23 protein-coding genes are annotated in these 22,673 nt (G+C 36.2%); 8 read left to right on the plus strand and 15 right to left on the minus strand.

The window, feature by feature from the left end; translation table 11 throughout:
* Nucleotides 1–3: 3 nt before the first annotated feature.
* The 3 genes from J2Z26_RS14345 to J2Z26_RS14355 form a co-directional block, all read right to left on the minus strand.
* Nucleotides 4–1,017, minus strand: a complete 1,014-nt coding sequence (locus J2Z26_RS14345) for a threonine aldolase family protein (protein WP_193536014.1) — start codon at nucleotides 1,015–1,017, stop codon at nucleotides 4–6.
* Nucleotides 1,018–1,047: 30 nt separating this feature from the next.
* On the minus strand, nucleotides 1,048–1,242 hold the full coding sequence (locus J2Z26_RS14350; RefSeq protein ID WP_193536016.1) for a polyribonucleotide nucleotidyltransferase: 195 nt from the start codon (nucleotides 1,240–1,242) through the stop codon (nucleotides 1,048–1,050).
* 135 nt (nucleotides 1,243–1,377) lie between these two features.
* Nucleotides 1,378–1,818, minus strand: a complete 441-nt coding sequence (locus tag J2Z26_RS14355; RefSeq protein WP_193536017.1) for a Dps family protein — start codon at nucleotides 1,816–1,818, stop codon at nucleotides 1,378–1,380.
* A 155-nt stretch (nucleotides 1,819–1,973) separates the two neighbouring features.
* Here J2Z26_RS14355 and ytzI point away from each other — a divergent pair, with 155 nt between their 5' ends.
* The 3 genes from ytzI (at nucleotide 1,974) to J2Z26_RS14370 (ending at nucleotide 3,971) form a co-directional block, all read left to right on the plus strand.
* Nucleotides 1,974–2,132 carry a YtzI protein gene (gene ytzI, locus J2Z26_RS14360; RefSeq protein WP_193536019.1) on the plus strand — a complete coding sequence of 53 codons (159 nt, stop codon included), beginning with the start codon at nucleotides 1,974–1,976 and terminating at the stop codon, nucleotides 2,130–2,132.
* A 2-nt stretch (nucleotides 2,133–2,134) separates the two neighbouring features.
* Nucleotides 2,135–3,598: an amidase family protein gene (locus tag J2Z26_RS14365; protein WP_193536021.1), complete on the plus strand. Its 1,464-nt coding sequence runs from the start codon at nucleotides 2,135–2,137 to the stop codon at nucleotides 3,596–3,598.
* 232 nt (nucleotides 3,599–3,830) lie between these two features.
* Nucleotides 3,831–3,971: an FbpB family small basic protein gene (locus tag J2Z26_RS14370; RefSeq protein ID WP_193470170.1), complete on the plus strand. Its 141-nt coding sequence runs from the start codon at nucleotides 3,831–3,833 to the stop codon at nucleotides 3,969–3,971.
* Nucleotides 3,972–4,681: 710 nt separating this feature from the next.
* Here J2Z26_RS14370 and J2Z26_RS14375 read toward each other — a convergent pair.
* Nucleotides 4,682–5,155, minus strand: coding sequence for an S-ribosylhomocysteine lyase (locus J2Z26_RS14375; RefSeq protein ID WP_193536023.1), 474 nt, complete (start codon nucleotides 5,153–5,155; stop codon nucleotides 4,682–4,684).
* Nucleotides 5,156–5,316: 161 nt separating this feature from the next.
* On the opposite strand from J2Z26_RS14375, the gene yidD reads away from it, so the two are divergent.
* On the plus strand, nucleotides 5,317–5,538 hold the full coding sequence (yidD, locus tag J2Z26_RS14380) for a membrane protein insertion efficiency factor YidD (protein WP_193536025.1): 222 nt from the start codon (nucleotides 5,317–5,319) through the stop codon (nucleotides 5,536–5,538).
* 65 nt (nucleotides 5,539–5,603) lie between these two features.
* Here yidD and J2Z26_RS14385 read toward each other — a convergent pair whose 3' ends face one another.
* Nucleotides 5,604–6,371 carry a FixH family protein gene (locus J2Z26_RS14385; RefSeq protein ID WP_193536027.1) on the minus strand — a complete coding sequence of 256 codons (768 nt, stop codon included), beginning with the start codon at nucleotides 6,369–6,371 and terminating at the stop codon, nucleotides 5,604–5,606.
* 210 nt (nucleotides 6,372–6,581) lie between these two features.
* On the opposite strand from J2Z26_RS14385, the gene J2Z26_RS14390 reads away from it, so the two are divergent.
* Nucleotides 6,582–7,565, plus strand: coding sequence for a sodium-dependent bicarbonate transport family permease (locus J2Z26_RS14390; protein WP_193536029.1), 984 nt, complete (start codon nucleotides 6,582–6,584; stop codon nucleotides 7,563–7,565).
* 84 nt (nucleotides 7,566–7,649) lie between these two features.
* On the opposite strand, the gene J2Z26_RS14395 is transcribed toward J2Z26_RS14390, so the two are convergent.
* Entirely contained in the window at nucleotides 7,650–8,066 is a 417-nt protein-coding gene (locus tag J2Z26_RS14395; protein ID WP_193536031.1) for a hypothetical protein, read from the minus strand.
* A gap of 120 nt (nucleotides 8,067–8,186) precedes the next feature.
* A complete protein-coding gene (locus J2Z26_RS14400; RefSeq protein ID WP_193536033.1) occupies nucleotides 8,187–8,486 on the minus strand; it encodes a DUF2325 domain-containing protein in 300 nt (99 codons plus the stop codon).
* 200 nt (nucleotides 8,487–8,686) lie between these two features.
* On the opposite strand from J2Z26_RS14400, the gene J2Z26_RS14405 reads away from it, so the two are divergent.
* Nucleotides 8,687–8,887, plus strand: a complete 201-nt coding sequence (locus J2Z26_RS14405) for a hypothetical protein (RefSeq protein ID WP_193536035.1) — start codon at nucleotides 8,687–8,689, stop codon at nucleotides 8,885–8,887.
* Nucleotides 8,888–8,934: 47 nt separating this feature from the next.
* Here the strand turns inward: J2Z26_RS14405 and zupT are convergent, their stop codons facing one another.
* The 7 genes from zupT to J2Z26_RS14440 all read right to left on the minus strand — a co-directional run bounded on the left by zupT (nucleotide 8,935) and on the right by J2Z26_RS14440 (nucleotide 17,883).
* Complete coding sequence (zupT, locus tag J2Z26_RS14410) at nucleotides 8,935–9,744, minus strand: zinc transporter ZupT (RefSeq protein WP_193536037.1); 810 nt, start codon at nucleotides 9,742–9,744, stop codon at nucleotides 8,935–8,937.
* A gap of 589 nt (nucleotides 9,745–10,333) precedes the next feature.
* Nucleotides 10,334–11,437, minus strand: a complete 1,104-nt coding sequence (gene menC / locus J2Z26_RS14415; protein WP_193536039.1) for an o-succinylbenzoate synthase — start codon at nucleotides 11,435–11,437, stop codon at nucleotides 10,334–10,336.
* Nucleotides 11,438–11,452: 15 nt separating this feature from the next.
* Entirely contained in the window at nucleotides 11,453–12,931 is a 1,479-nt protein-coding gene (locus tag J2Z26_RS14420) for an o-succinylbenzoate--CoA ligase (protein WP_193536105.1), read from the minus strand.
* 127 nt (nucleotides 12,932–13,058) lie between these two features.
* Nucleotides 13,059–13,877: a 1,4-dihydroxy-2-naphthoyl-CoA synthase gene (gene menB, locus J2Z26_RS14425; protein ID WP_193536041.1), complete on the minus strand. Its 819-nt coding sequence runs from the start codon at nucleotides 13,875–13,877 to the stop codon at nucleotides 13,059–13,061.
* Between the two features lie 46 nt (nucleotides 13,878–13,923).
* Complete coding sequence (gene menH / locus J2Z26_RS14430) at nucleotides 13,924–14,724, minus strand: 2-succinyl-6-hydroxy-2,4-cyclohexadiene-1-carboxylate synthase (RefSeq protein WP_193536043.1); 801 nt, start codon at nucleotides 14,722–14,724, stop codon at nucleotides 13,924–13,926.
* On the minus strand, nucleotides 14,721–16,490 hold the full coding sequence (gene menD / locus J2Z26_RS14435; protein WP_193536045.1) for a 2-succinyl-5-enolpyruvyl-6-hydroxy-3-cyclohexene-1-carboxylic-acid synthase: 1,770 nt from the start codon (nucleotides 16,488–16,490) through the stop codon (nucleotides 14,721–14,723). The genes menH and menD overlap by 4 nt, the downstream gene beginning before the upstream one ends.
* 1 nt (nucleotide 16,491) lies before the next feature.
* Complete coding sequence (locus tag J2Z26_RS14440; protein ID WP_319638041.1) at nucleotides 16,492–17,883, minus strand: isochorismate synthase; 1,392 nt, start codon at nucleotides 17,881–17,883, stop codon at nucleotides 16,492–16,494.
* Nucleotides 17,884–18,172: 289 nt separating this feature from the next.
* Between J2Z26_RS14440 and J2Z26_RS14445 the strand changes: the two genes are divergently transcribed.
* Nucleotides 18,173–19,108 (plus strand): 1,4-dihydroxy-2-naphthoate polyprenyltransferase, encoded by a 936-nt coding sequence (locus tag J2Z26_RS14445; RefSeq protein ID WP_193536050.1) that lies wholly within the window; start codon nucleotides 18,173–18,175, stop codon nucleotides 19,106–19,108.
* Nucleotides 19,109–19,250: 142 nt separating this feature from the next.
* Nucleotides 19,251–20,015 (plus strand): TraR/DksA C4-type zinc finger protein, encoded by a 765-nt coding sequence (locus tag J2Z26_RS14450; RefSeq protein ID WP_193536052.1) that lies wholly within the window; start codon nucleotides 19,251–19,253, stop codon nucleotides 20,013–20,015.
* A 45-nt stretch (nucleotides 20,016–20,060) separates the two neighbouring features.
* Here J2Z26_RS14450 and J2Z26_RS14455 read toward each other — a convergent pair whose 3' ends face one another.
* Nucleotides 20,061–22,460: a penicillin acylase family protein gene (locus J2Z26_RS14455; protein WP_227413686.1), complete on the minus strand. Its 2,400-nt coding sequence runs from the start codon at nucleotides 22,458–22,460 to the stop codon at nucleotides 20,061–20,063.
* Between the last annotated feature and the right edge of the window lie 213 nt (nucleotides 22,461–22,673).

Below are 22,673 nucleotides of genomic sequence, written 5' to 3' on the forward strand. Positions count from 1 at the left end.
TTTTTATTTCTGTAATATTGCTAGTGCTTGATCTATTTGTTCAGTGCTAACATCATAGTGTGTTGTCATCCTAATAATAGTAGGTCCAAAAGAAACAGCTAGTATACCTTGCTCCTTTAATAAGCGGATATACTCCTCAGCCGTTAAACCTTTTTTAGCAACATCAATTAATACAATATTCGTATCAACTTCATTGATAACCTCTAATCCTTTGATTGAGCCTATCCCAGCTGCAAGCCTCTTTGCATTGTCATGATCAACTGAGAGTCGCTCTACCATTTGTGTTAACGCTACCATTGCAGGTGCAGCAATTAGACCCACCTGACGCAGACCTCCACCCAGTCTCTTTCTCCACTTTCTAGCTTTTTTTATAAATTGTTCATCACCAGCAATAATTGACCCTACTGGTGCCCCAAGTCCCTTTGATAAACAGACTTGAACAGTAGTTGTAAACTTTGTGAAATCAGTCAACGGTTTATTTAAAGCTACTGCTGCATTAAATAACCTTGCACCATCTAAATGAACTGGGACATTATATTTAGAAGCAACGTTGTAGATGGATTCCATGTTATCAATAGGAACAATCGCACCACCCGCTCGGTTATGCGTATTTTCAAGACAAATTAGGCCTGTTTCCGGGACGTGAATATCTTCCCCCCTAATAGCTACTTCAACCAATGTAGGATCCATGGCCCCTCTGTGACCCTTAATCGTTCTAGTTTGTACACCCGCGAAAGCAGAGACAGCTCCACCTTCATAATAAAAAATATGTGAATCTTCCTCTAACAAAATTTCATTTCCTGGTACACAATGTGTAAGTACGGCAATTTGATTACCTTGCGTCCCACTCGTTACAAATAGAGCATCTTCTTTACCTAACATCTGGGCCGCTAATTCTTCAAGCCTTCTTACTGTAGGGTCTTCGTTATAAACATCATCCCCCACCTTAGCTTGATAAGCAGCCTTCCTCATCTCTTCCGTAGGCTTAGTAACTGTATCACTTCTTAAATCTATCATCTATTTCACCTCTAATAATTCGCCTCGTAATTATCCTTTCAAATCAATTCTGTTTCCTAGAGTAGGATGCGGGGCTTGATTTGTTGGGGCTTGTGCGTTCATAAAATCATTCAGCATAACTGTTGCATGTGCTGTTTGAGTTGCCATCTGGCTTTTTAGTAGATTTGTACTAAGTGTGCGCTTTAGTTCAGCCACGTTGTTTGCCATTATGCTACTTAATTCCATATAATCCTCCCCTTCTTATATAACTTAACTATAATTATAGTAAAAAAACTGAAATCTTTCTATGAAAGTAGATGGAAAGCTAAGATATCATTACAAAATAAAAAATCTCCCTCTACTAATAGAGGGAGATAAAAATTACTTTCCTAGGAAGGATTTTAACATCCATACATGTTTCTCTAAGCTCTGATGAATGGCCAGCAACATATCTCCAGTGGTTTCATCATCAACTTCATCAGCCACACTCATCCCTTCCTTTAGTTCAGAAGTCATGATGTTAAAATCATCAGTAATAACTTGAACCATCTGATCAGCTGATTCATTACCTATTGCTTCCTTAACAGTAGACGTCTCTAAAATTTCTTTCATTGTAGCAACAGGTTGTCCTTCCAATGCAAGTAGTCTTTCTGCTAATTCATCAATATGAACGGCAGCTTCAGTATAGAGCTCTTCAAATTTATCGTGCAATGTGAAAAATGCAGGCCCCTTAACAAACCAGTGATAATTATGTAGCTTAATGTAAAGAACACTCCAGTTAGCAATTTGTTTATTAACAATTTCAGTTAATTGTTTTGACATATTTATCGCCTCCTTAAGTTTAAGATACCCCTTTAAAAGGTATTGAAACATAAAGATTTGTGTCAAATATGTAAAAGAACAGTGACAATTCTCTAAAAATTTCGAGATACTCATGATAAAATAAGACAAAACTAAAAAATTATGGAGGAAGCACCTTGTATACTGTTTTAATCATATCAATTATTATCGTCTTCATTGTTCTCATTTTAGCTCTAATAACCACCTCAAAGGCTTATGGCTTCAAACATACAATTGATGAGCCTGACCAACAATCCATTACAAAAAAAGAAAAAGATAACCAGAAGGAGGAATAATTTTGCAAGATCCAAAATTAAAGGAACTTTATGAATCATGGCTCAACGAAGCAACAATTGATGATATTCAAAGTAAAATGGAGTCGGGTGAATTAACCTCACAAGAGTTAGTTGTCTTATATTTAAAGAAAATCGCCGAATACGATCATAAGATTAACTCTATTCTAGAAGTGAACCCTGAAGCAATTCATATCGCCGCAGCACTCGACGCTGAACGAAAGATTAAAGGCGCACGTGGTCCATTACATGGAATTCCTGTCCTCATCAAAGATAATATCGATACCTCAGATAAGATGCATACATCAGCAGGCTCACTTGCATTACAACATTCAATTGCACTAAAAGATTCTTTTGTGGCTGCTCAACTACGAAAAGCAGGTGCTGTCATACTAGGAAAAACAAATATGACTGAATGGGCTAATTTTATGACTATAGGTATGCCTAGTGGATATAGTTCTAGAGGTGGACAGGTTCTTAATCCATACGGTCCTAATCACTTCGACGTAGGTGGATCAAGCTCAGGTTCTGGTGCCGCGATAGCTGCAAATTTTGCTACGGTTGCAGTAGGTACAGAAACTTCAGGATCCATTCTTAGCCCAGCTAGTCAAAATTCATTAGTAGGTATCAAGCCAACCCTTGGATTAATAAGTCGCTCCGGTATTATTCCGATTGCCCATAGCCAAGATACAGCAGGACCAATGGCGAGAACTGTTAAAGATGCAGCTTACCTTTTAACTTCCTTAGTTGGTAAAGACGATAGTGATCCAATCACTAAATCGATTGTAACTGGCGATGCAATTGACTATGCTTCAGTTTTCAATAACATTGAGCATTCCTCTTTTAAAGTTGGAATTGCAAGGGAGATTTATTTTGAATATTTAAGTGAAGAAAAACGTGAAATTTTAAACAATGCAATTGAAAAGTTACAAGAACTCGGGATGAATGTTATTGATGGAGTTTCCATTCCATCGACCCAAGCCAAATGGTCATATGATGTGTTAACCTATGAATTTAAATCAGATTTAAACGGATATTTAAATGGGCTACATCCTTCTATGACTATACGGTCATTAGAAGATATTATACGTTTTAATAGAGAGCACAAAGAAGATACATTAAAATATGGACAGAAACTATTAGTGGAAAGCCAAAACACAAGTGGCACTTTAAAAGAAAGCGAGTATATTGATGCACTAGAGTTTGACCGTTATCATTCTACAAAACAGGGTATTGATTTTACTCTTGCCGAGCATTCCTTAGATGCAATTGTATTCCCTAATAATTATGGAGCTGCAATCCCAGCTAAAGCGGGCTATCCGTCTATAACAGTACCTGCAGGCTATACAAAAGAGGGAGAACCTGTTGGTATCACCTTTACTGGAGCAGCTTTTAGTGAATCAACTTTATTAAAAATTGCATATACGTTTGAGCAGTTCACTAAACACCGACAACCTCCTAAATGGTAAAACAAAAACACACAGTAGATTTTTCACTGTGTGTTTTTGTGTAAGAAACTCTTGATAGGGCCTGTGATTAACCTCACATCTTTGTTTGTTTGGAATCTATATAATGTAAGTAATGATAACAATTTACAAAAAATTTACAACTCTTACTACCTTCAAAATATTTACAAATTTAAAAGTTAGGTGTATGCTTAGTATCGTAAGATTAAGTAAAAACCAGAAAGAAGGATTTTCAATGAGGAAACGTAGCACAGCTCAATTTTCAATCAAGAGACTTATCGATAAAAATAAACAAGACATTATGAAAGATACTCGCCATATCGATAAAATAATTGAAAAAATTGAAGAACGCCATATTAAAACGGAAAACCGTTAAATATAAGAAAATCCTCCTGCATTTTGTAGGAGGATTTTTTATGTGGAATTACTAGTCCGAATTCGGGGGTTTTTCGGACTTGTTTGCTGGCTTTGATTGAAACTAGTCCGAATCCAGGCGTTTTTCGGACTCATTTACTGCTTTTGACAAAAACGAGTCAGAATCCATCGCGAATCCTGACTCGTTTTTCTATTTTTGACCAAGACTTTAACAGCTTAAGAGACCCAACCATGCATCAGCTCAGGATAATACTATTAATGCTGAGTGTGTTTGTTCCGTAAACCTTCTTTACTAAAACAAACGACCTAACTGAATTGATTCATACTTCTCTCAACCACGCGCTTAGATTCCGACCATTTTTGTTAGTAAGTTAATGGCCTTTGGGTGTTAAAATTCCTTCTTGTGAACGTAGGGATCTTCAATCCTAAGCATTTCTTCCGATTAAGTCCTTAGTAGACAAGAATTTCTTTTTCCACCGAATGAATCCTTTAATGAAATCTTACTTTGTTCGTTTAATTTGGAACGAACACCGATGGTTGAGCCTCTTAAACTGTTAGCTCCTTTGTAGAGATTCAATATTCTTCTCTACATCTTTATTTTACCATTATTCTTTGTTTTTACTCATATGTATGTTGACATTTATGTGAACAATTTCACAAATAAACTATCAAAAAGAGCACTTGAGTAATTTCAAGCACTCTTCTTTCTTTTTATCCAAAAACTTTGTGTAAATCTTCTTTTGATTGCTCTAACCAAAAGCGCATTAAACGAATGGCTCCATCAAGGTCATGTAACTTTGCTTGACCACATTGCTTTTCATTTGCTGCTGGAATCTCAGTAATTTCAACTGCTTCCTTCATTGTATCTTCTAATAAATCAATGATTTCTGCTACAGTTGGTTCTCCACTAACTACTAGATAATAGCCCGTTTGACAGCCCATTGGTGAGATATCAATAATATCAAAATGATCATATTTCTCTGAATGCTTTCTGATATTAAAAGCAAGCAAATGCTCTAACGTATGAATTGCATCAGGTTTCATCGCCTGTTTATTAGGCTGACAGAAACGAATATCAAATTTATTTACAACACCGTCACTACCTACTTTGTGTACACCACAGTGTCTAACATATGGTGCTCTTACTGCATCATGATCTAGCTCAAAACTTTCTACAGATGGCATATTTTTTGCACTCCTTTTTTATATACATAATCCTATCATAACGTTAATTCCGATAAATTTCATCTATTTAAACCGAATTAAATTACTAAAATTTTTCCAAGTACATAACTCATAGTATAGTATAGTTAAGTAATATAAAAATATGAAGGGATGAGTTAATCTTGTTAAAAACAATATTTATAGGTATTATTCGGTTTTATCAAAGAGTCATTTCACCACTCAAACCACCAACATGTAGATTTTATCCAACTTGTTCTCATTATGGACTTGAAGCAGTCAAAAGATTTGGGGCAATTAAAGGTGGATGGCTCACAATCAAGCGTATATCTAAATGTCACCCATTTCATCCAGGTGGAATAGATAATGTCCCCGAGAAAAAATAAATGGTGTCAGGAAGTAATATCCTCACACCATTTTCTATAAATCTCTAGAACTCATTTTCCTAACCTTATTTAGTAACCTCTACAGTTTTCTCAATATGTTCGTGTAACGATCCCTTTTCAACATGTATGATTATGCTATATATACCCGCTTTCGGAAACACATGTGAAAAGCTATACTCCCCAGCATTGCCTTCTTCTGCTGGAATAAATTCATGTTTACTTTCATCCTGTTTCCATATCTCAAACCTTACATTCGCTCCTGTGAGTGGCTGATCTTCGTTGGTTATTATGACTTTCAAATCGGTTGGTTGCTCTAATGTGATAGTATCTTCTTTCTGGAAGTCAATTATTAAAGTACCATGTGCATGGTGGTGTCCATGGTTATGATGATCCTCACTTCCGTGATTTTGTTCTTCTTGCTCCACAGTTTCTTCTGTTTGAGCTTTAGCGTCACCAACTATCACTTCTTTTCTTGGCATATTATGCATATCCCTTGCAGTAACGTGTGCAACAACGTAATAAACACCGTCTTTTCCAAATGATTTAGTAATCATATATAATCCATCCCCAGCATGCTTACCTGGAATCATTTCATGCTCAGTTTCCTGACCTTGTTCCCAAATCTCAAATTTAACTTCTTGTGCGTCTTCTACTTTTTCATCACCAAGTGTAACTAAGGCACCTAGTTCAACACTTTCATTTGGCTCTATTTTATCAGGTACCTGTATATCTACCTCAATAAACTGTACTTCCTCATTTTGTTCTTCTTGGTTATTACAACCTATCATTAGCAATACGAAAAATCCTAATAATATTAGTCCTAGCTTTCTCACCTTTATCACCTCTATACAAATTTACCTTATAGTACAAGAAATTCCTTGTGAACTTTATGTGAATGTTTTCTTTCAATCATTCTCTCCTATCAAATAATACATAATTCGAAACTGATTCACAAACTTAAAGAATAAGTTTTTAATGTACAACCTGGAATAAACGTTTATAATTATCTTTAAATACTAAATATTTGTAATGAGGTAAATACTATGGAACTTATCTTAGAAATTGTACATACCAACTTACTATCACCAATGGTACTATTTTTCCTTATGGGCATCATAGCTGTTATTGTCAATTCTGATTTAAAGGTACCCGAAGCATTCTACACAGGGTATACAATGATTATCTTATTCACGATTGGTATAAAAGGTGGTACGGAACTTAAAAATGTTTCTTTTTTCACTATGCTACCAGCTGTTGTAGCAGCCTTATTATTAAGCATTTTCATGCTTTTCTTTGCTTACCTTGTGCTAAAGAAACTATTTAGATTTGACACTACAAATGCATTATCTATTGCTGCTCATTATGGTTCTGTTAGTGCAGTTACATTCGTTGCTGGAATTGGTTTTCTCGAAAAGATGGGAGTAGCTTATGAAAGCTATATTTCTGCCATCTTAGTAATCATGGAGGGCCCTGCAATTATTGGAGCAATTATTTTATATAAGCTTTTTAACAAAGAAAAAGATCAACCCCAAACTGTTTCTAGTGGACTAGGACATGCATTCAAAGAGGCTTTCTTCGGAAAGAGTATTTTTCTTTTACTAGGTGGAATTTTCATTGGGTTAGTAGCTAGTGAGGATGGAATACAAAAGATAAAACCATTGTTTGGGGACCTGTTCTATGGGGTGTTATGTATCTTCTTATTGCATATGGGGATGATTGCGACACAGCAAATTAAAGAATTAAAAGGGTACAAATTTCATTCGTTTTTATTTGCATTTATCCTTCCAATAGTAGGTGGTACAATTGGGGTACTTGTAGGTAATATCATAGGCATGTCCATTGGTGGCTCTTTTATGCTAGGAATACTAACTGCAAGTTCATCTTATATTGCTGCACCTGCTGCCATTAGCCAAGCCATACCCAAAGCAAATTCCGGACTATATTTAGGTTCTTCCCTTGGCCTAACATTACCGTTTAATTTAATATTTGGAATTCCTTTTTACTTTTGGTTGGCTACAATACTTTAATTCTTATATGTAGGCTAGTTATTTTAGACTAAATAATCCATTAAAATAACAACAAATAGCTCTTTAACATTCTATGTTAAAGGGCTATTTTAAATTTATCGAGGTATTTCCCATTTTTACTAATGTTAGTTCATTAAGCTGTTTAATCCCATTATATTTTGTCGCAATTTCATAGAACTCTTGCTCCATGCGCTTCTTTAACACATGATCAAGCTTAAACTTCAACAGACTAATCTCAATTTGGAGTTCTACAATTGTTACAACAGCATTTTCACTTAACGCTTTTTCAATTGATTCTAACTGCACAAACATTTCCTCTTGGCCATTTACCACTATTAGCAAAAACCAGCCAACACCTTTAATGTATTTACAATCCTGCCCAATTTCAAAACTGTCACCGTAGCATAAATATTGTTCTTTTGCGACCAAGTTCTCTTTGCGAGTTCCGTAAAATGAACAATTTAGTAAAAGACCTTCACGATTAGATACAACATGAAACAAAGTTTTTCCTCCCTTCGTTTACACACTCGTTATCCACCCGCTTAAGAGAAACCTTTTGGTAACAATTAATACATAGTATCGATTTATGCAACGTTTCATTAAATTATAACTAAATAATAGTTAAGTGATTAAGGCTGATAACTTATTCTCCTCTATAACCTTATGTATGGAGCTCCAAGATCTTTTCACAAAATAAATAGGTTTAGCTTGTTCTCTAGCTCTTTGTTTTACAACCTTCGCCAAATTATGGTTTATATAATCGGTCATTACAAATATCATATCTATATCATCAGGTATTTCTCTTTTTACCATATTCACCTTTCTACCATCCAGGTGAATAACCTCATGAAACCCTGACTCCCTTAATTTATCCGTAATATTGCCAAGATGATCAGCTCCGACTACTAATAAAGACATCATTTCTAACGATCCCTCCTAATTAATACATTATTACTTCTTTATTGTTATTCTTATTTTAATTGAGAATGATTATCTATGTCAATAATAATTGAAATTAATTCTCAATAAAATAGTTAATTCTTGGCAGTTATCTATTTTTGTTGGAAGGCAAAGATATTGATGAATTGAAAATTACTTTACATTGAGGTGAGCATTACTAAATGTCTGATAAAAATAGCTTACTTTCTGCCTTTAAAGATGAGATTAGTTCAACTAATCAAATGACATTTCCTATTTGTGTAGATTCATTTACAAATTTATGGGAATATGAATTTGGTTCTCTAGAGGATTTACCAAAGGATGTCGACCACATTATTGCAAAACGGGCATTAGAATTGGGGTTAATGGATTCTGATTTTTAGGAATAAAAAAGAGAGCCTGCGAAAGCAGCCTCTCAACTAACACTATTTTAAATTAATAATAAACTAAGTGCCATAACGGCCATTCCAGCAATAAGTCCATAGATTGAAAGGTGCGCTTCATCATACCTCTTTGCAGCCGGTAATAATTCATCCAAGGAGATAAATACCATAATTCCAGCAACACCTGCGAAGATAATTCCGAACATAGTATCGCTCATGTAAGGCATTAAGAATAAGTAGGCTGCAACTGCACCTAATGGCTCTGATAAACCTGATAAGAATGACAACTTGAATGCCTTCTTTTTATCTCCTGTTGCAAAATAGATGGGCACTGATACTGCTATTCCCTCAGGAATGTTATGAATAGCTACAGCAATAGCAATTGCCACACCCAGTGCTGGATCTTGAAGAGCAGATGTGAACGTTGCAATTCCTTCTGGAAAATTATGAATTGCAATAGCTAGTGCAGTGAAGGTTCCGATTTTTAGTAACGCTGGATCCTGGCTACCTGTTGCTTTTCCCTGGTTCATATCCTCTACTTTTTTCAGCTCATGCGGATTTCCTTGTTTAGGAATAAATTTATCAATTAATGCAATTAAAATCATCCCTCCAAAAAAACCTGCAGCTGTTAACCATCCGCCCAATTCATCTCCAACTGCACTAGAAAGTGACTCATTTGCTTTAACAAAGATCTCAACCATTGAAACATAAATCATAACTCCGGCCGAAAACCCTAAAGCAACCGATAAAAATTTAGTATTTGTTTTTGATGTTAATAAAGCCAATAGACTTCCAATTCCTGTTGCAAGACCAGCCATCAATGTGAGGCCAAAAGCAAGTAATAAATTTTCGGTCATTTTAAACCCACTCCCGTTATTCCTAATTTTAAATTATTTTTTATCATACAATAAAGATTTCGATATGACTATTTAGTTTAAGCTATAAATGTTTACCTTGTGCAACTTTTAAATAAAAAAAATTGCTGATGAAAAATTGGCTATTACTTAAAAAGTTTCCCTTATGCAAAATATAATGTCCATTGTCCCTTTTGTCAAATTAATTATTTCGACAAATCACGAAATGCGCAGAAAGCCCGCTCAGCGACGTATGGGCTGAGCCGCTCTGCATGAGATAAAGGAAACACGGAGAGCGTTAGCGATCCGATGTTGACTTATCGTAAGGAAGAGAGGCGAAGACCACTAGGCGCTGGGCTTTCGGAGCTGGACAATCCGAAATGCGCAGAAAGCCCGCTCAGCGACGTATGGGCTGAGCCGCTCTGCATGAGATAAGGGAAACACGGAGAGCGTTAGCGATCCGATGTTGACTTATCGTAAGGAAGAGAGGCGAAGACCACTAGCCGCTGGGCTTTCGGAGCTGGACAATCCGAAATGCGCAGAAAAGCCCCGTTCCACTGTATTAAAATAGGCTAACGATAACCCGTTAGCCTTAACAATATATTCTACTATGCATCAAATGTTTACTAATCATTTCTCGATTAATTTCAAATCCAATCCCCGGGTCTGTGGGAACCTCAATTAAACCCTCTTTAATACTAACTTCCGGTGTAATAATATCCCTCTCCCAATACCTTGAAGACGCAGAAATATCTCCTGGGATTGTAAAATTGGGTAAGGAAGCTAATGCAATATTATGTGCTCTTGAAATCCCTGTTTCGAGCATTCCCCCACACCATACAGGAATATTGTGTCTCATACATAAATCATGAATTTTTTTAGCTTCTTGAAGACCCCCAACTCGCCCTGCCTTAATATTAATTATTTTGCAACTTCCTAACTCAATTGCTTTTCTTGCATTCTCAAATGAAACAATACTTTCATCTAAGCATATTGGTGTATTTAGCTCTTTTTGTAGTTTTGAATGGTCAAAAATATCGTCAGAGCCTAAGGGCTGCTCAATCATCATTAAATTGTAGTGATCTAATTCTCTTAGTTTATTAATATCATCAAGAGTATAGGCCGAGTTTGCATCTGCCATCAATGGCAGATGTGGGAAGTGTTGTCGAATCGTATTTACAATTTCAACATCTTTGCCTGGTTCAATCTTTATCTTGAAACGCTTGTAGCCCTCATCTACATAGATTGCAATCTTATTAAGCATGGACTCTATTGATTCTATACCAATTACTACGCCAGCTTCTATTTTCTTGCGTGTTCCACCTAGGACTGAAGCTAGTGGCTGGCTATGATTCTTGGCATATAAGTCCCAGATTGCCAATTCTACACCTGCTTTTGCCATATGATTTCGTTTTATTCCCTGAAAAAGGTATTCTAACTCATCTGGATGTGATATTTCAGTTTTAAGTAACTTAGGTATTAAAAAATCTTCGATAACATGCCAACATGTTTTAATTGTTTCTTCCGTATACCATGGTGAAGAAAAAGCAACTACCTCTCCCCATCCTATTATTCCATCATCATCCTGAACTTCCACTAAAATACTTTCTCTTGATGATACGACCTCTAAGCTAGATTTGAATGGGGATACCAATTTCATTCCAACTAAATGAAGAGTTACTTTTTTAACTTTCATAAATAAACGCCACCCTTATTTGATCAAATCTACTAGTCTTTTTCTCATTAGTTTATTTGATGCATTCCGAGGGAGCTCTTTCACAAAGAAAACCTGCTTGGGTACTTTATATTTAGCAAGTCTTTCTTGACAAAAAGCTTGTACCTCTTCCCCAGTAAGACTAGTTTGATTTTCAAGATTTATAAACGCACACGGTACTTGTCCCCAGATTGAATCGTTGATTCCCGTTACTCCTGCTTCTTTTATAAATGGATGAGATAGCAGGACTGACTCAATTTCAGCTGGATAAACATTTTCTCCTCCCGATACAATCAAATCTGAACGTCTATCAAGAATATATAAGAACCCATCACTATCTAAATAGCCAATATCTCCTGAATATAACCAACCATTGCGAATTGAATCAGCTGTAGCATCATCTCTGTTTAAATATCCCTTCGTTACATTAGGGCCTTTAACTACTATTTCCCCTGATTGGTTTGGAAGAACTTCTTTTCCATCTGATACAACTTTTATTTGAACTGGAAATAGTGGTTTCCCAGCTGAACCTAACTTTTCTAAACTATATTCTGGGGATAAGGTGACAATTTGAGAGGACGTCTCAGTCATACCGTACGTTTGATAAACAGGTATCAACTTGTCCTTACAAACCTCTAGTAAAGGTTTAGGAGCAGGTCCGCCCCCTAATAATACACAGCGTAGAGAACTAGGGTACTTATTTACTCCGAGGTCATCAATCATTTGTGAGAGCATTGTGCTTACAACCGAAATGATTGTTACTTTATTTTTCAAAATCGATTTATTCACTTCTTCTGCATTAAAGGTTTCATGTAAAACGACTGTAATCCCATAAATAACACTTCTCATTAGTATAGATAAACCACTAATATGAAAAAGTGGGACAGATGATAACCAGGTATCTTTTTCATGTAATCCTAGATTTAGAGCAGACCCAATTGCACTCCACCAGTGGTTACCATAGGTTTGCAGGACACCTTTTGGTTTTCCCGTAGTTCCTGAGGTATACATAATTGTGTCAACCAAATCCAATTGAAAGGTTGATACGAAATCAAAATTTTTTTCATCGACTTGCTTAATTTCCTCTAATGTATGTAAGGTAGACCATTCCATTTTATCTTTAATAGATTCAAATCTCTCACTAAAAAATCCCTCTGTTAGCACCGTTTTAGGTTTTGAGTCTTCTAATTGCCATAAAAGTTCATGACTTGTAAGTCTTGTATTTAGAAGGACTGTTGTTGCACCAATATATTTTAAAGCATGAATAGCTAAGACCGTATCTATGGTATTTCTCATTAATAGCGCTACCATATCTCCATTAGAAACTCCTAAACCGGACAGTTGTCTTGCAAACGATAAAGTTTTCGTATGAAGTTCTCCAAAGGTAATTGATTCTTTGTCTGTTTTAATTGCTACTCGATTTGGAGTTAGAAATGCCCGGTTGGCTAACCAGTTTGGAGTTTCGACATTGTTCATCATTCTCTATTCCCCTTATGATCAGATTATCATTCTAAGAATAAGTATAAAGAATTAATAGATTTCTGGCCAATTTTTAAAAATAAAAAACAGCTTGGTATGTACCAAACTGTTTTGAACTTTGTTTTTATGGAAATCTAGGGAATTGCTTAAAGTCTGGTTGACGTCTTTCTTTGAAGGCGTCACGACCTTCTTTTGCTTCATCAGTAGTGTAATAAAGTAATGTAGCGTCACCAGCGAACTGTTGGATTCCTGCTAAGCCATCTGTATCAGCATTAAATGCTGCTTTTAAGAAGCGCAGAGCTGTTGGGCTCTTCTCTAACATCTCTTTGCACCATTGAACTGTTTCTTCCTCAAGCTTCTCTAGTGGAACAACTGTATTTACTAAGCCCATATCTAGTGCTTCTTGTGCATTATATTGACGGCATAGGAACCAGATTTCTCTAGCCTTTTTATGACCAACAATACGTGCTAAGTAGCCAGAGCCGTATCCAGCATCAAAGCTTCCAACTTTCGGTCCTGTTTGGCCAAAAATAGCGTTGTCCGCCGCAATTGTTAGATCACATACAATATGTAAAACATGACCCCCACCGATTGCATAACCAGACACCATTGCCACAACCGGCTTCGGAATTACACGAATTAAGCGTTGTAAATCTAATACGTTTAAACGTGGAATTTGGTCCTCACCAACATATCCACCATGTCCACGTACTCTTTGATCTCCACCAGAACAGAATGCATCATCTCCTGCTCCTGCTAATACGATAACCCCAATGTTAGCATCATCACGTGCATAAGCAAATGCATCAATCAATTCCATTACCGTTTTTGGACGGAAGGCGTTACGTACTTCGGGACGGTTTATTGTAATTTTAGCAATTCCGTTTAATGTTTCATACAGAATGTCTTCATACTTACGTTCAGCAACCCATTCAAATGCCATGTGCTTGTCCTCCTATTATGTATAATATTTTTAATGTCCTTAAGGATCATAAAAACTCACTTACTATTTTACCAAAAAACTTAGGATGTTCCACATGTATTGCATGTCCAACACCTGTTATTTTTTCAACCTTAGCATTTGGTAATTTTTTTGACATCTGTTTAGCTATTTCACAAAACTTTTGATCAACTTCACCGCAAATTAATAGAACAGGTATTTCAAGTGAACCTAACCTATCCCAATAGGAAGGTTGGCTTCCAGTGCCCATTCCTATAAGGCTGTTTACCAAGCCAACAGTTTTATTATTTAAACGCTGTTTTCGAATGGCTTGTTTTACCTCAGTTGAAAGTGAATGTTGAGTTTCAAATAAGGGAATTTGTTCCCAATAATTCACAAACCACTCTATTCCATTTTTTCTAATATCATTCGCTAATTTCAGATCATTTTCAGATCTTATATTTCTTTCACTTTCTAACAGGAGACCTGGTGAGCTGCTCTCTAGAATTAATTTATTTATCCGTTGTGGATAGTTTATTGCCAACGCTAAAGCTAGTCTTCCACCCATTGAATATCCTATTAAAGTAACATTATCAATTAATAGTTCATCAAGGATTGAAATAATATCCCTACTAACTTTTTCAATATCATATAGCTTCGAATTCGCTGGTGAATCTGTCCTACCATGCCCGAGTATATCTATTAGTATACATTGATAGGTATCTTCAAACATCGATACAATCGGCAACCAATTTTGCGAGCTTCCAGTGAATCCGTGTAAAAATAAAAGCGATGACCCTTTTCCCCTAATTTCAACATAATAGGTAATATCACTTACGACAATTTTCATTGTTTGTCACTTTTTATGATGAAATTTGATATTTCCTGGGAAACACGATTCCACAATGTCCGATGGATAGTGACATTTTCCTCTCTGACCGAAGGGACCTCGATAACTGATATACCTTGCTTTTCATCAGCTAACAGTAATTCCATCTCGAATGACTCCCAAGTATTTATTCTAGTAAAGTTTCCACCATACATTTTTACAACATGTTCAAAATCCAAATCAAGAGGAGTGCCAAATAATGTTTCGAAATGTTTTTCCTCTTTTGCTTGAGGTAAAAATGAGAATATTCCTCCACCATTATTGTTTATTAAAACAATTGTTATTGGTATAGAGTATTTTTTGGCTGCAAGAAGACCATTTAGATCATGGAAGAAAGTTAAATCACCAATCACTAAAACTAATCTATCTGAGGATGAAGCTGAAACACCTAGTGCTGTAGATATTGTTCCATCGATCCCATTTGCACCTCGATTTGCCATAATCTTAAGAGCTTTTTCTGTATTTGTAAAAAATGAGTCCACATCTCGTATTGGCATACTATTTCCAATAAACAAAGTTGAGTTAGTTGGCAGTAACCTTTTTAGCTCTACAATTACTTTTCCTTCTGCTAGTACTTCTTCCTTCTGGATGGACATTAATTCCGACATAGTTATCTCATTTATAAGAATCCAATCATTCGTCCAGTTCGTTTTCGCTATATCTTTGTTTTGACCTAATGCCAACATCGCTTCACAAAATTTTATTTCATCGCAATAGACCATTTCGGAAGCAGATAATGTAGGTTCACGCCATCCTCCATCACTATCAATAACAATTTGTTTACAGCCTTCATTGGCTTTAACATATTGTAATAGAGCCTTTGAAATAGGCATCGCTCCAAAACGAATGATAATGTCAGGTTGATAGGTTTTGGTAAAGTCCTGATTACGCAAAAAAGTATCGTAACAATCAATTATGTATTCTTTAGAGTGGGATCCACTTCTAAGCTGTGATAGTGGGTCCGCCAGAATCGGGAATCCAAATAAACTAGCAACTTTCGTTATATACTCGGAGAATTCCTCACTAACCTGCTCACCACAAATGATTACTCCTTTTTCATAAGAGCTTAGAAGTTCAAATAAGTAACTTTTAAGACTTTCATCAATTACTGGTCTACCTATTGAAACGTTTACATGTTTTGGGTTATTAAATGTTCCTTTATTCCATAAACTATCAGCATCAATATTTGGTATTAATGGTTCGCGAAATGGAAAATTCAAGTGAACTGGACCAGCCGGGGCTGTTAAGGATTTTCCTGTAGCTCTAGCTGCCATTGTTCTAGCGTATTTTATCATTTCATTTGTGTCCTCAGGTAAAGCCATTTCTACAAACCATTTTGCATACTTACCGTACATATGAATTTGATCTATGGCCTGGGGTGCCCCAACATCTCTTAGCTCATGTGGTCGATCTGCCGTTAGTACTAGAAGAGGAACTCGAGATATACTCGCCTCAACGATTGCTGGATAATAGTTTGCAGCAGCTGTACCTGATGTACACAATATAGCAACTGGTGTTTTCTTTTCTTTCGCTATTCCAAGAGCAAAAAAAGCGGCTGAGCGCTCGTCAATGTTCACATACACGTCCATATTAGAATGCTCAGCCATTAAGATTGCCATAGGTGTTGAACGTGAACCAGGGCTAATTACAGCTGTTGTCACTCCCACCCGAACTAATTCGTCTATAAATGATGCAACATAGGTTGTTAATGCATTGTTTTCATTCATGCTAAATTCCTCCTAGTGCGGAGAGCATAGGTTTAAACTTAATTTCAGTTTCTTTGTATTCACTTTCAGGTTCAGAATCCCCAACAATTCCACACCCCGCAAAAAGACTCGCTTCATTTTCCTGTAATAAGGCTGACCGAATGGCAACTGCGAACTCTCCATTATCCCTACTGTCTATCCAGCCGATAGGGCCAGCATACCAACCTCTATCTAGCACTTCTGTCTCTCTTATCATTTTTATTGCTTCCTCTTTTGGAAAACCACCTAGTGCCGGAGTAGGATGCAAACTCTCTACAATACTCAATAATGACACATCTTCCTTAACAATTCCCTTTACTGGAGTATATAAGTGCTGTATATCCCTCATTTTATATAATGACGGTTTACTTGGAACCTCTAAATGATTACACGCCTTTGACATGGCATCTTTTATCATATGAACTACTACTTCATGCTCAATTATATTTTTCTTATCATTTAGTAGGAGGTTACCGTAGTCATCATCTTCCTTCAGCGTAGTTCCTCTCTTAATTGAACCTGCTAAACAAGTAGACAATACCTCTTGATTTTCTTTTTTCACTAAACGTTCAGGAGAAGCACCTACGAAGCAATCTTTCCCATTCTCAAAAGCAAATGTATAACTTAGTGGCTGCTGCTCTCTAAGGTTGGCAATTACATTTGTGATTTCTATTGAGTTATCAAAGAATAGCCTTACTTCCCTCGCTAGTACAACCTTTTCAACCTGCCCCTGCTTTATCTTATTCGTAACTTCCTTAACACTTTGTTTCCATTCTTCTGGCATTACCTCTGTCATTTTAAAATCCTGTCCTAACAAAGTTTCACTAGGTAGGTTGTATTCTGTAAGTAGTTCATCTTTGATTGGGTTTAACTCATGTTCACGAGTCTGTATTTCTTCTTCCTTATTATATAAGAAATTTGTTGTTAAATAGCATTCATCTTTATGAACAGTGAGCATTAAAGTTGGCATGACAAACTTGGCATCTAAAAAGTTACTCCATAACTTTGTTTTCTTTTTATAAGGATCAAAGGAAAATCCTCCAAATAGCATTGGGCCTGTTCCAATTTTGAACTCTTTCTGGTTCTTTTGATTAGTGATCAATAACCGTTTCCATTCTTCTTCTATGTTTTGGAACCGGTTCAATGATTGATTGACCTCTATTGTATGAGAAAATCCTAAACCAACTAAGATTGTTTCATTTGAAGGTTCTGTCCAAAAAAATCGTTTACCAGGAAAATATTTATTTCCTATAGTAAAGAAAGTGAGGGGGTCAACATTCTCTACTTTTTGAGTATAACTCCTCAGAAGAGGGCTTAAGCTTGTATTCTTTTTACGTTGATGTTCTTTTAAAATACTTTCTTGAATGATTACCACTTTTATCCCCCCGAAAAGTCTATTCCGCACAGTTAGTAAAATCATTATTTAAAAAACGTTGTTCTAAAGGCAACGTATAATAAAATAAATGGTCATAATTAGCTAATTTTAAGATACACCTCAACATAATTATGTGTCAACACACACGTTTTTACCAAGAGTTTATTGATAAAGATGGCTATGGTATAATATGGACTTTTTATTATACTCAAAAAGGATTGACACTTCATTAACAATTATCTAGACTAGGCTTGTATGTCTTTTTCTATTGAAGGAAAGGAGAGTGCTTATGCAACCTCAAATTCAAACACAGCATAATATGTCCACAGGAAGAAAATCTAACTGGGATATTTGGTGGAGGTTATTACGTCCACATACATTAACTGCAGCTTTTATACCTGTTTTTATAGGGACTTCTCTTGCTCTTTATGAAACAACGATAGATATACCACTATTTTTAGTTATGTTACTTGCTTGTTTACTCATTCAAATTGGAACGAACATGATCAATGAATACTATGATTACAAACGAGGCCTAGATACAGCCGAATCTGTTGGAATTGGTGGTGCCATTGTAAGAGATGGCATTAAGGCAGACACTGTGCTAAAACTTGCTTTTGCTTCATTTGGTATTGCTACACTCCTAGGAGTATATATTTGTATGAACAGTAGCTGGTGGATTGCATTAATTGGAACCATTTGTATGACAGCTGGTTATTTTTATACTGGTGGTCCTGTTCCTATTGCTTATACACCTTTTGGTGAACTTATGGCAGGTCTTTTTATGGGTTTAATCATTATTTTAATTTCTTTCTTCATCCAAACTGGTGAAGTAACAACTAGCAGTGTTTTAGTATCGATTCCTATTTCAATTCTTGTTGGAGCTATCCTCCTTGCGAATAATATTCGTGATTTAGATGGTGATAAGGAAAACGGAAGAAAAACGTTAGCAATATTAATAGGAAGAAAAAATGCAATACTATTTTTGGCCTTAATGTTCATTACTTCCTATGTTTGGGTTTTAGCTTTAATCATTACAGGATTAGCTCCTATTTGGACTTTATTAGTTCTATTTAGTATGCCAAAAGCGATCAAGGCAACTAAGGGATTTGTAGGTAAATCCTTACCAATCCAAATGATGCCTGCAATGAAAGCAACAGCACAAACGAATACGATCTTCGGATTTTTGTTATCTGTTGGTCTTGTTGTAAGTTATTTTATATAATTTTTCTAAAAGCACGTATACAGCCATTGTATACGTGCTTTGTTTTATTTATCTTTTGATTATGCTAATTTTTACAATCATTTTTTGAGGTAAAAAGTAGATAATACTTTATATAACACATTTACAAGGAAGGAGTGTTTTTATGCTTACACCTGAACAGTTATCAACCTTCCGTTCTCAGTTGATAAACGCCAAAGAAGATATTGAAAGAAGACTACAGGAAAATGACAATTTTGATTTAGATAATGGTCATTATCATGAGTCAATGGGTGAACTATCTAGCTATGATAACCACCCTGCAGACGAAGGTAGTGCTTTATATGAGAGAGAAAAGGATTTGGCACTTAATGATCATACAAGCCGAGAACTCAAAGACGTCTATATTGCTTTAGAAAAGATAGATGATGGTTCTTATGGAAGATGTGAAGTTTGTGGAAAGGATATTCCGCTTGAAAGGTTGGAGGTTCTTCCTACAACTACTTATTGTAAGGAGCATAGCCCTGATCAGGTGGTATCACATAATCGCCCGATTGAAGAAGGTGTGCTAATTCCCGATTATGGGAAATTTGAGTTTGATGATAAAGATGTAGAGGCCTATGACGCTGAGGATTCTTGGCAAGACGTAGCTAGGTATGGCACCTCTGAAACACCTTCAGATTTAAATGAAAATGTTGACCATTACAATGATGCATATGTTGAATCACATGACCCTGTAGGGTATGTAGAAGATTATGAAAACTTTGCTGCGACCGATATTTACGGTAACGAAATGAAAATTTATCCTAGCAAGCAACACCAAAAGTATGAAGAGGAATTAGATGAAGCTGGGACAATGACAATATTCGGAGACCTTCCTGCATATGAAAAAGACCCATATACAGAAGAAGAAGCTGAAGATAGAAGATAAAAATGTAAGAAAGAGGTGTCATAATAATCCTGACACCTCTTTCTGTTATTTCCCTGGAACCAATAATAATTTATATTTTTGGTTTTCATATGATTCTGTATAAGTTGTATGGTATCCTCCTGTTGTCCAAGGTCCTATTTGATCGTTATACCAATTGCTTAAAACATGACCAGATTGACCAGGACCAACAACATTATAGCTTTTTGATAAGTTAGCTAAATCCACAACCGTTCGCCAAGCACCTCCGTGATTAACCAAACCAGTTGTACTACTCCAACCTGCTGCAGCAACTGTAACGCGACTTCCACCCATAGGAACTGGTTTTGCAAAGTTAAATAAATAATTTAATGGCTTTATTGCAGACAATGGGTGATTAAATGGCACTGCATGGTATTCACCCCATGACCATTTAGTTATGGTATTACCTTGAATTTCTGTAATTTTATCAATTGTTCGTTTATATGCAGAAGATATAACCTTGTCAATTCCACCTGCATCCTGAATCCATAAACTTTCTTCACCTTTGTCTGCTTTACGAATCATTTCATCAACAATCTGAGCTCTCCCCTCGAAGAGTCCATTTAATTCTTTCGGTACTTTACTTTCAAAAATCACATCACCAATTTCTGCCATCCATAAATGGAAGATTAATGGCGCACCTAAATCTTTATTATCATTAAAATCCCACTCCGATAACAATTTCAATGCATTTTTATCCACTTCACGTAAGTTATCTTCCTTCAACATCCCTACTAAAATCGGTACGAACTCTTCTGCCTGAAGGTTGTATTGATCAAACTGAAGCTTCTTCATGTCCTCAACAGAAAGCTTTTCGTTTCCAGATAGCACATCCATAATTCTTTGTTGGCGGTAGGGCTGTGCCCATGTATGAGTAATATGGTAAGGGTAGTCATCCGTTACTATCTTATTGTTGGCTGTAGCAATAAACCCTTCTTTCGGATTAATAACCGTTGGCAGCTCTTCCCAAGGAATAAAACCTTCCCATTCGTATTCATCCGTCCAACCAGGAACTGGCACCGAGCTATCACCCTTTTTTCGTATTGGAATATGCCCATTTGCTCGATAAGCAATATTTCCTTCTTTATCAGCAAAAACAAAGTTTTGCGCCGGAGTATGAAAATAAGTTAATGCATCCTTAAACTCCTCCCAATTACTTGCCTTGTTAAATCTAAGAACTGCCTCTAATTCTGTTGATGGACTTAAGGCAGTCCATTTTAAAGCAAGAGCAGTATCAGATCTATTATCGTGTGCAAATTCAGATATAATTGGCCCATGGCGAGTGATTGTCACTTTGTAAGGAATAGTTTCCTCATCTTTTACCTTAATTTGTTCATCAATCACCGTTGCTTGTTCCCACTTGTCCATGTATAAGAATTCATTTTCATTTTCCGGATTACGCTTCTCAATATATAAATCCTGTACGTCTGGGCCAACATTCGTAACTCCCCATGCAATCTTCTCATTTCTTCCGAGTATGATACCAGGAATTCCGGCAAATATTACACCATTCACATTAACTTCAGGACTGTTAAGGTGCACCTCATACCAGATGGAAGGAGTTGCAAGGCTTAAATGAGGGTCATTCGCTAAGTATGGAAACCCTGATTCCGTTTTATCTCCTGATACAACCCAGTTGTTACTCCCATTAAATTCATCTGGTACATCCAAAGTAGCAAAGCTTTTCGTAAGATCCATTGGATTTTCCTTTAGGGCCTGAATTACAGTTGCTCCATCCTCAGGGTAAACTGGAAACAGTTCTAATAGCTTATCTTCAGGTACGACGAAGGCCATATGGTGTCGGAAAGCCTGTCCTTCCCAGTGTCCACCTAAATCATATGCCATGTATTTCCCAATTGTTAGCGAATCAATCGCAGTCCATTCCCTCGGCTTATACCCCGCTAGTGTAAACTCAATAGGTAAAGAGTTTGATTCTATCGCTTCATTTATATATGCATTTACACCTTCAGCATACCAATTCAATACTTCTTGTGCTTCCACAGAGTAAATACCATAGCTTGCCTCTGCTGCCCTTCGTAAACCAAGAGCCCTGAAAAACTTATCTTTATCAACAGTTGAAGCTCCAATTACTTCACTTAATTCTCCTGAAGCTTGTCTTCTAGATAAGTCCATTTGAAATAGGCGATCCTGTGCAGTTACATACCCTTGTGCGATATATAAATCTCTTTCTGTTTGTGCTTCAATGTGTGGAACACCATTCTCGTCACGATAAACTGTAACCTGATTTTCTAGCCCTGAAACAGTTAGCTCCCCATCAATAGTTGGTAGTCCCTTTTTAATAAATAAATATCCTGCTAAAACAATTGCAGTGAGTAAGATTAAAAGCGAAACTAAAGCTATGAGTACAAGCTTTAATCCTTTCTTTTTAGCCCTAGTCTGTTTTTTTATAATTACCTCACCATTCAAATAAATCCCCCCGTAAGTAAACGCTTTCAAAATTTTAGTGAAATACTTTTTTATAATTATAATATTCAGAATATAATTTGTCATTAATTACTTTGCAGTCACTATTCGACAGTCGAAATAAAAGAGCGAATAGTGTCATATTGTAGAGCATACACATAACAAAAAACTACACAAGAATTTTACATTTTTTTCATGAGAGAGGATATAAAAATG

This window comes from Cytobacillus luteolus (assembly GCF_017873715.1).
Classification (GTDB): domain Bacteria; phylum Bacillota; class Bacilli; order Bacillales; family Bacillaceae_L; genus Bacillus_BV; species Bacillus_BV luteola.

Bases quoted from the DNA above. Each gene is read 5' to 3' on its own strand.
- J2Z26_RS14345 (WP_193536014.1), bottom strand. From the start codon at position 1,017: ATGATAGATTTAAGAAGTGATACAGTTACTAAGCCTACGGAAGAGATG.
- J2Z26_RS14350 (WP_193536016.1), bottom strand. From the start codon at position 1,242: ATGGAATTAAGTAGCATAATGGCAAACAACGTGGCTGAACTAAAGCGC.
- J2Z26_RS14355 (WP_193536017.1), bottom strand. From the start codon at position 1,818: ATGTCAAAACAATTAACTGAAATTGTTAATAAACAAATTGCTAACTGG.
- J2Z26_RS14370 (WP_193470170.1), top strand. From the start codon at position 3,831: ATGAGGAAACGTAGCACAGCTCAATTTTCAATCAAGAGACTTATCGAT.
- J2Z26_RS14375 (WP_193536023.1), bottom strand. From the start codon at position 5,155: ATGCCATCTGTAGAAAGTTTTGAGCTAGATCATGATGCAGTAAGAGCA.
- J2Z26_RS14390 (WP_193536029.1), top strand. From the start codon at position 6,582: ATGGAACTTATCTTAGAAATTGTACATACCAACTTACTATCACCAATG.
- J2Z26_RS14400 (WP_193536033.1), bottom strand. From the start codon at position 8,486: ATGATGTCTTTATTAGTAGTCGGAGCTGATCATCTTGGCAATATTACG.
- J2Z26_RS14405 (WP_193536035.1), top strand. From the start codon at position 8,687: ATGTCTGATAAAAATAGCTTACTTTCTGCCTTTAAAGATGAGATTAGT.
- zupT (WP_193536037.1), bottom strand. From the start codon at position 9,744: ATGACCGAAAATTTATTACTTGCTTTTGGCCTCACATTGATGGCTGGT.
- menC (WP_193536039.1), bottom strand. From the start codon at position 11,437: ATGAAAGTTAAAAAAGTAACTCTTCATTTAGTTGGAATGAAATTGGTA.
- J2Z26_RS14420 (WP_193536105.1), bottom strand. From the start codon at position 12,931: ATGAACAATGTCGAAACTCCAAACTGGTTAGCCAACCGGGCATTTCTA.
- menB (WP_193536041.1), bottom strand. From the start codon at position 13,877: ATGGCATTTGAATGGGTTGCTGAACGTAAGTATGAAGACATTCTGTAT.
- menH (WP_193536043.1), bottom strand. From the start codon at position 14,724: ATGAAAATTGTCGTAAGTGATATTACCTATTATGTTGAAATTAGGGGA.
- menD (WP_193536045.1), bottom strand. From the start codon at position 16,490: ATGAATGAAAACAATGCATTAACAACCTATGTTGCATCATTTATAGAC.
- J2Z26_RS14445 (WP_193536050.1), top strand. From the start codon at position 18,173: ATGCAACCTCAAATTCAAACACAGCATAATATGTCCACAGGAAGAAAA.
- J2Z26_RS14450 (WP_193536052.1), top strand. From the start codon at position 19,251: ATGCTTACACCTGAACAGTTATCAACCTTCCGTTCTCAGTTGATAAAC.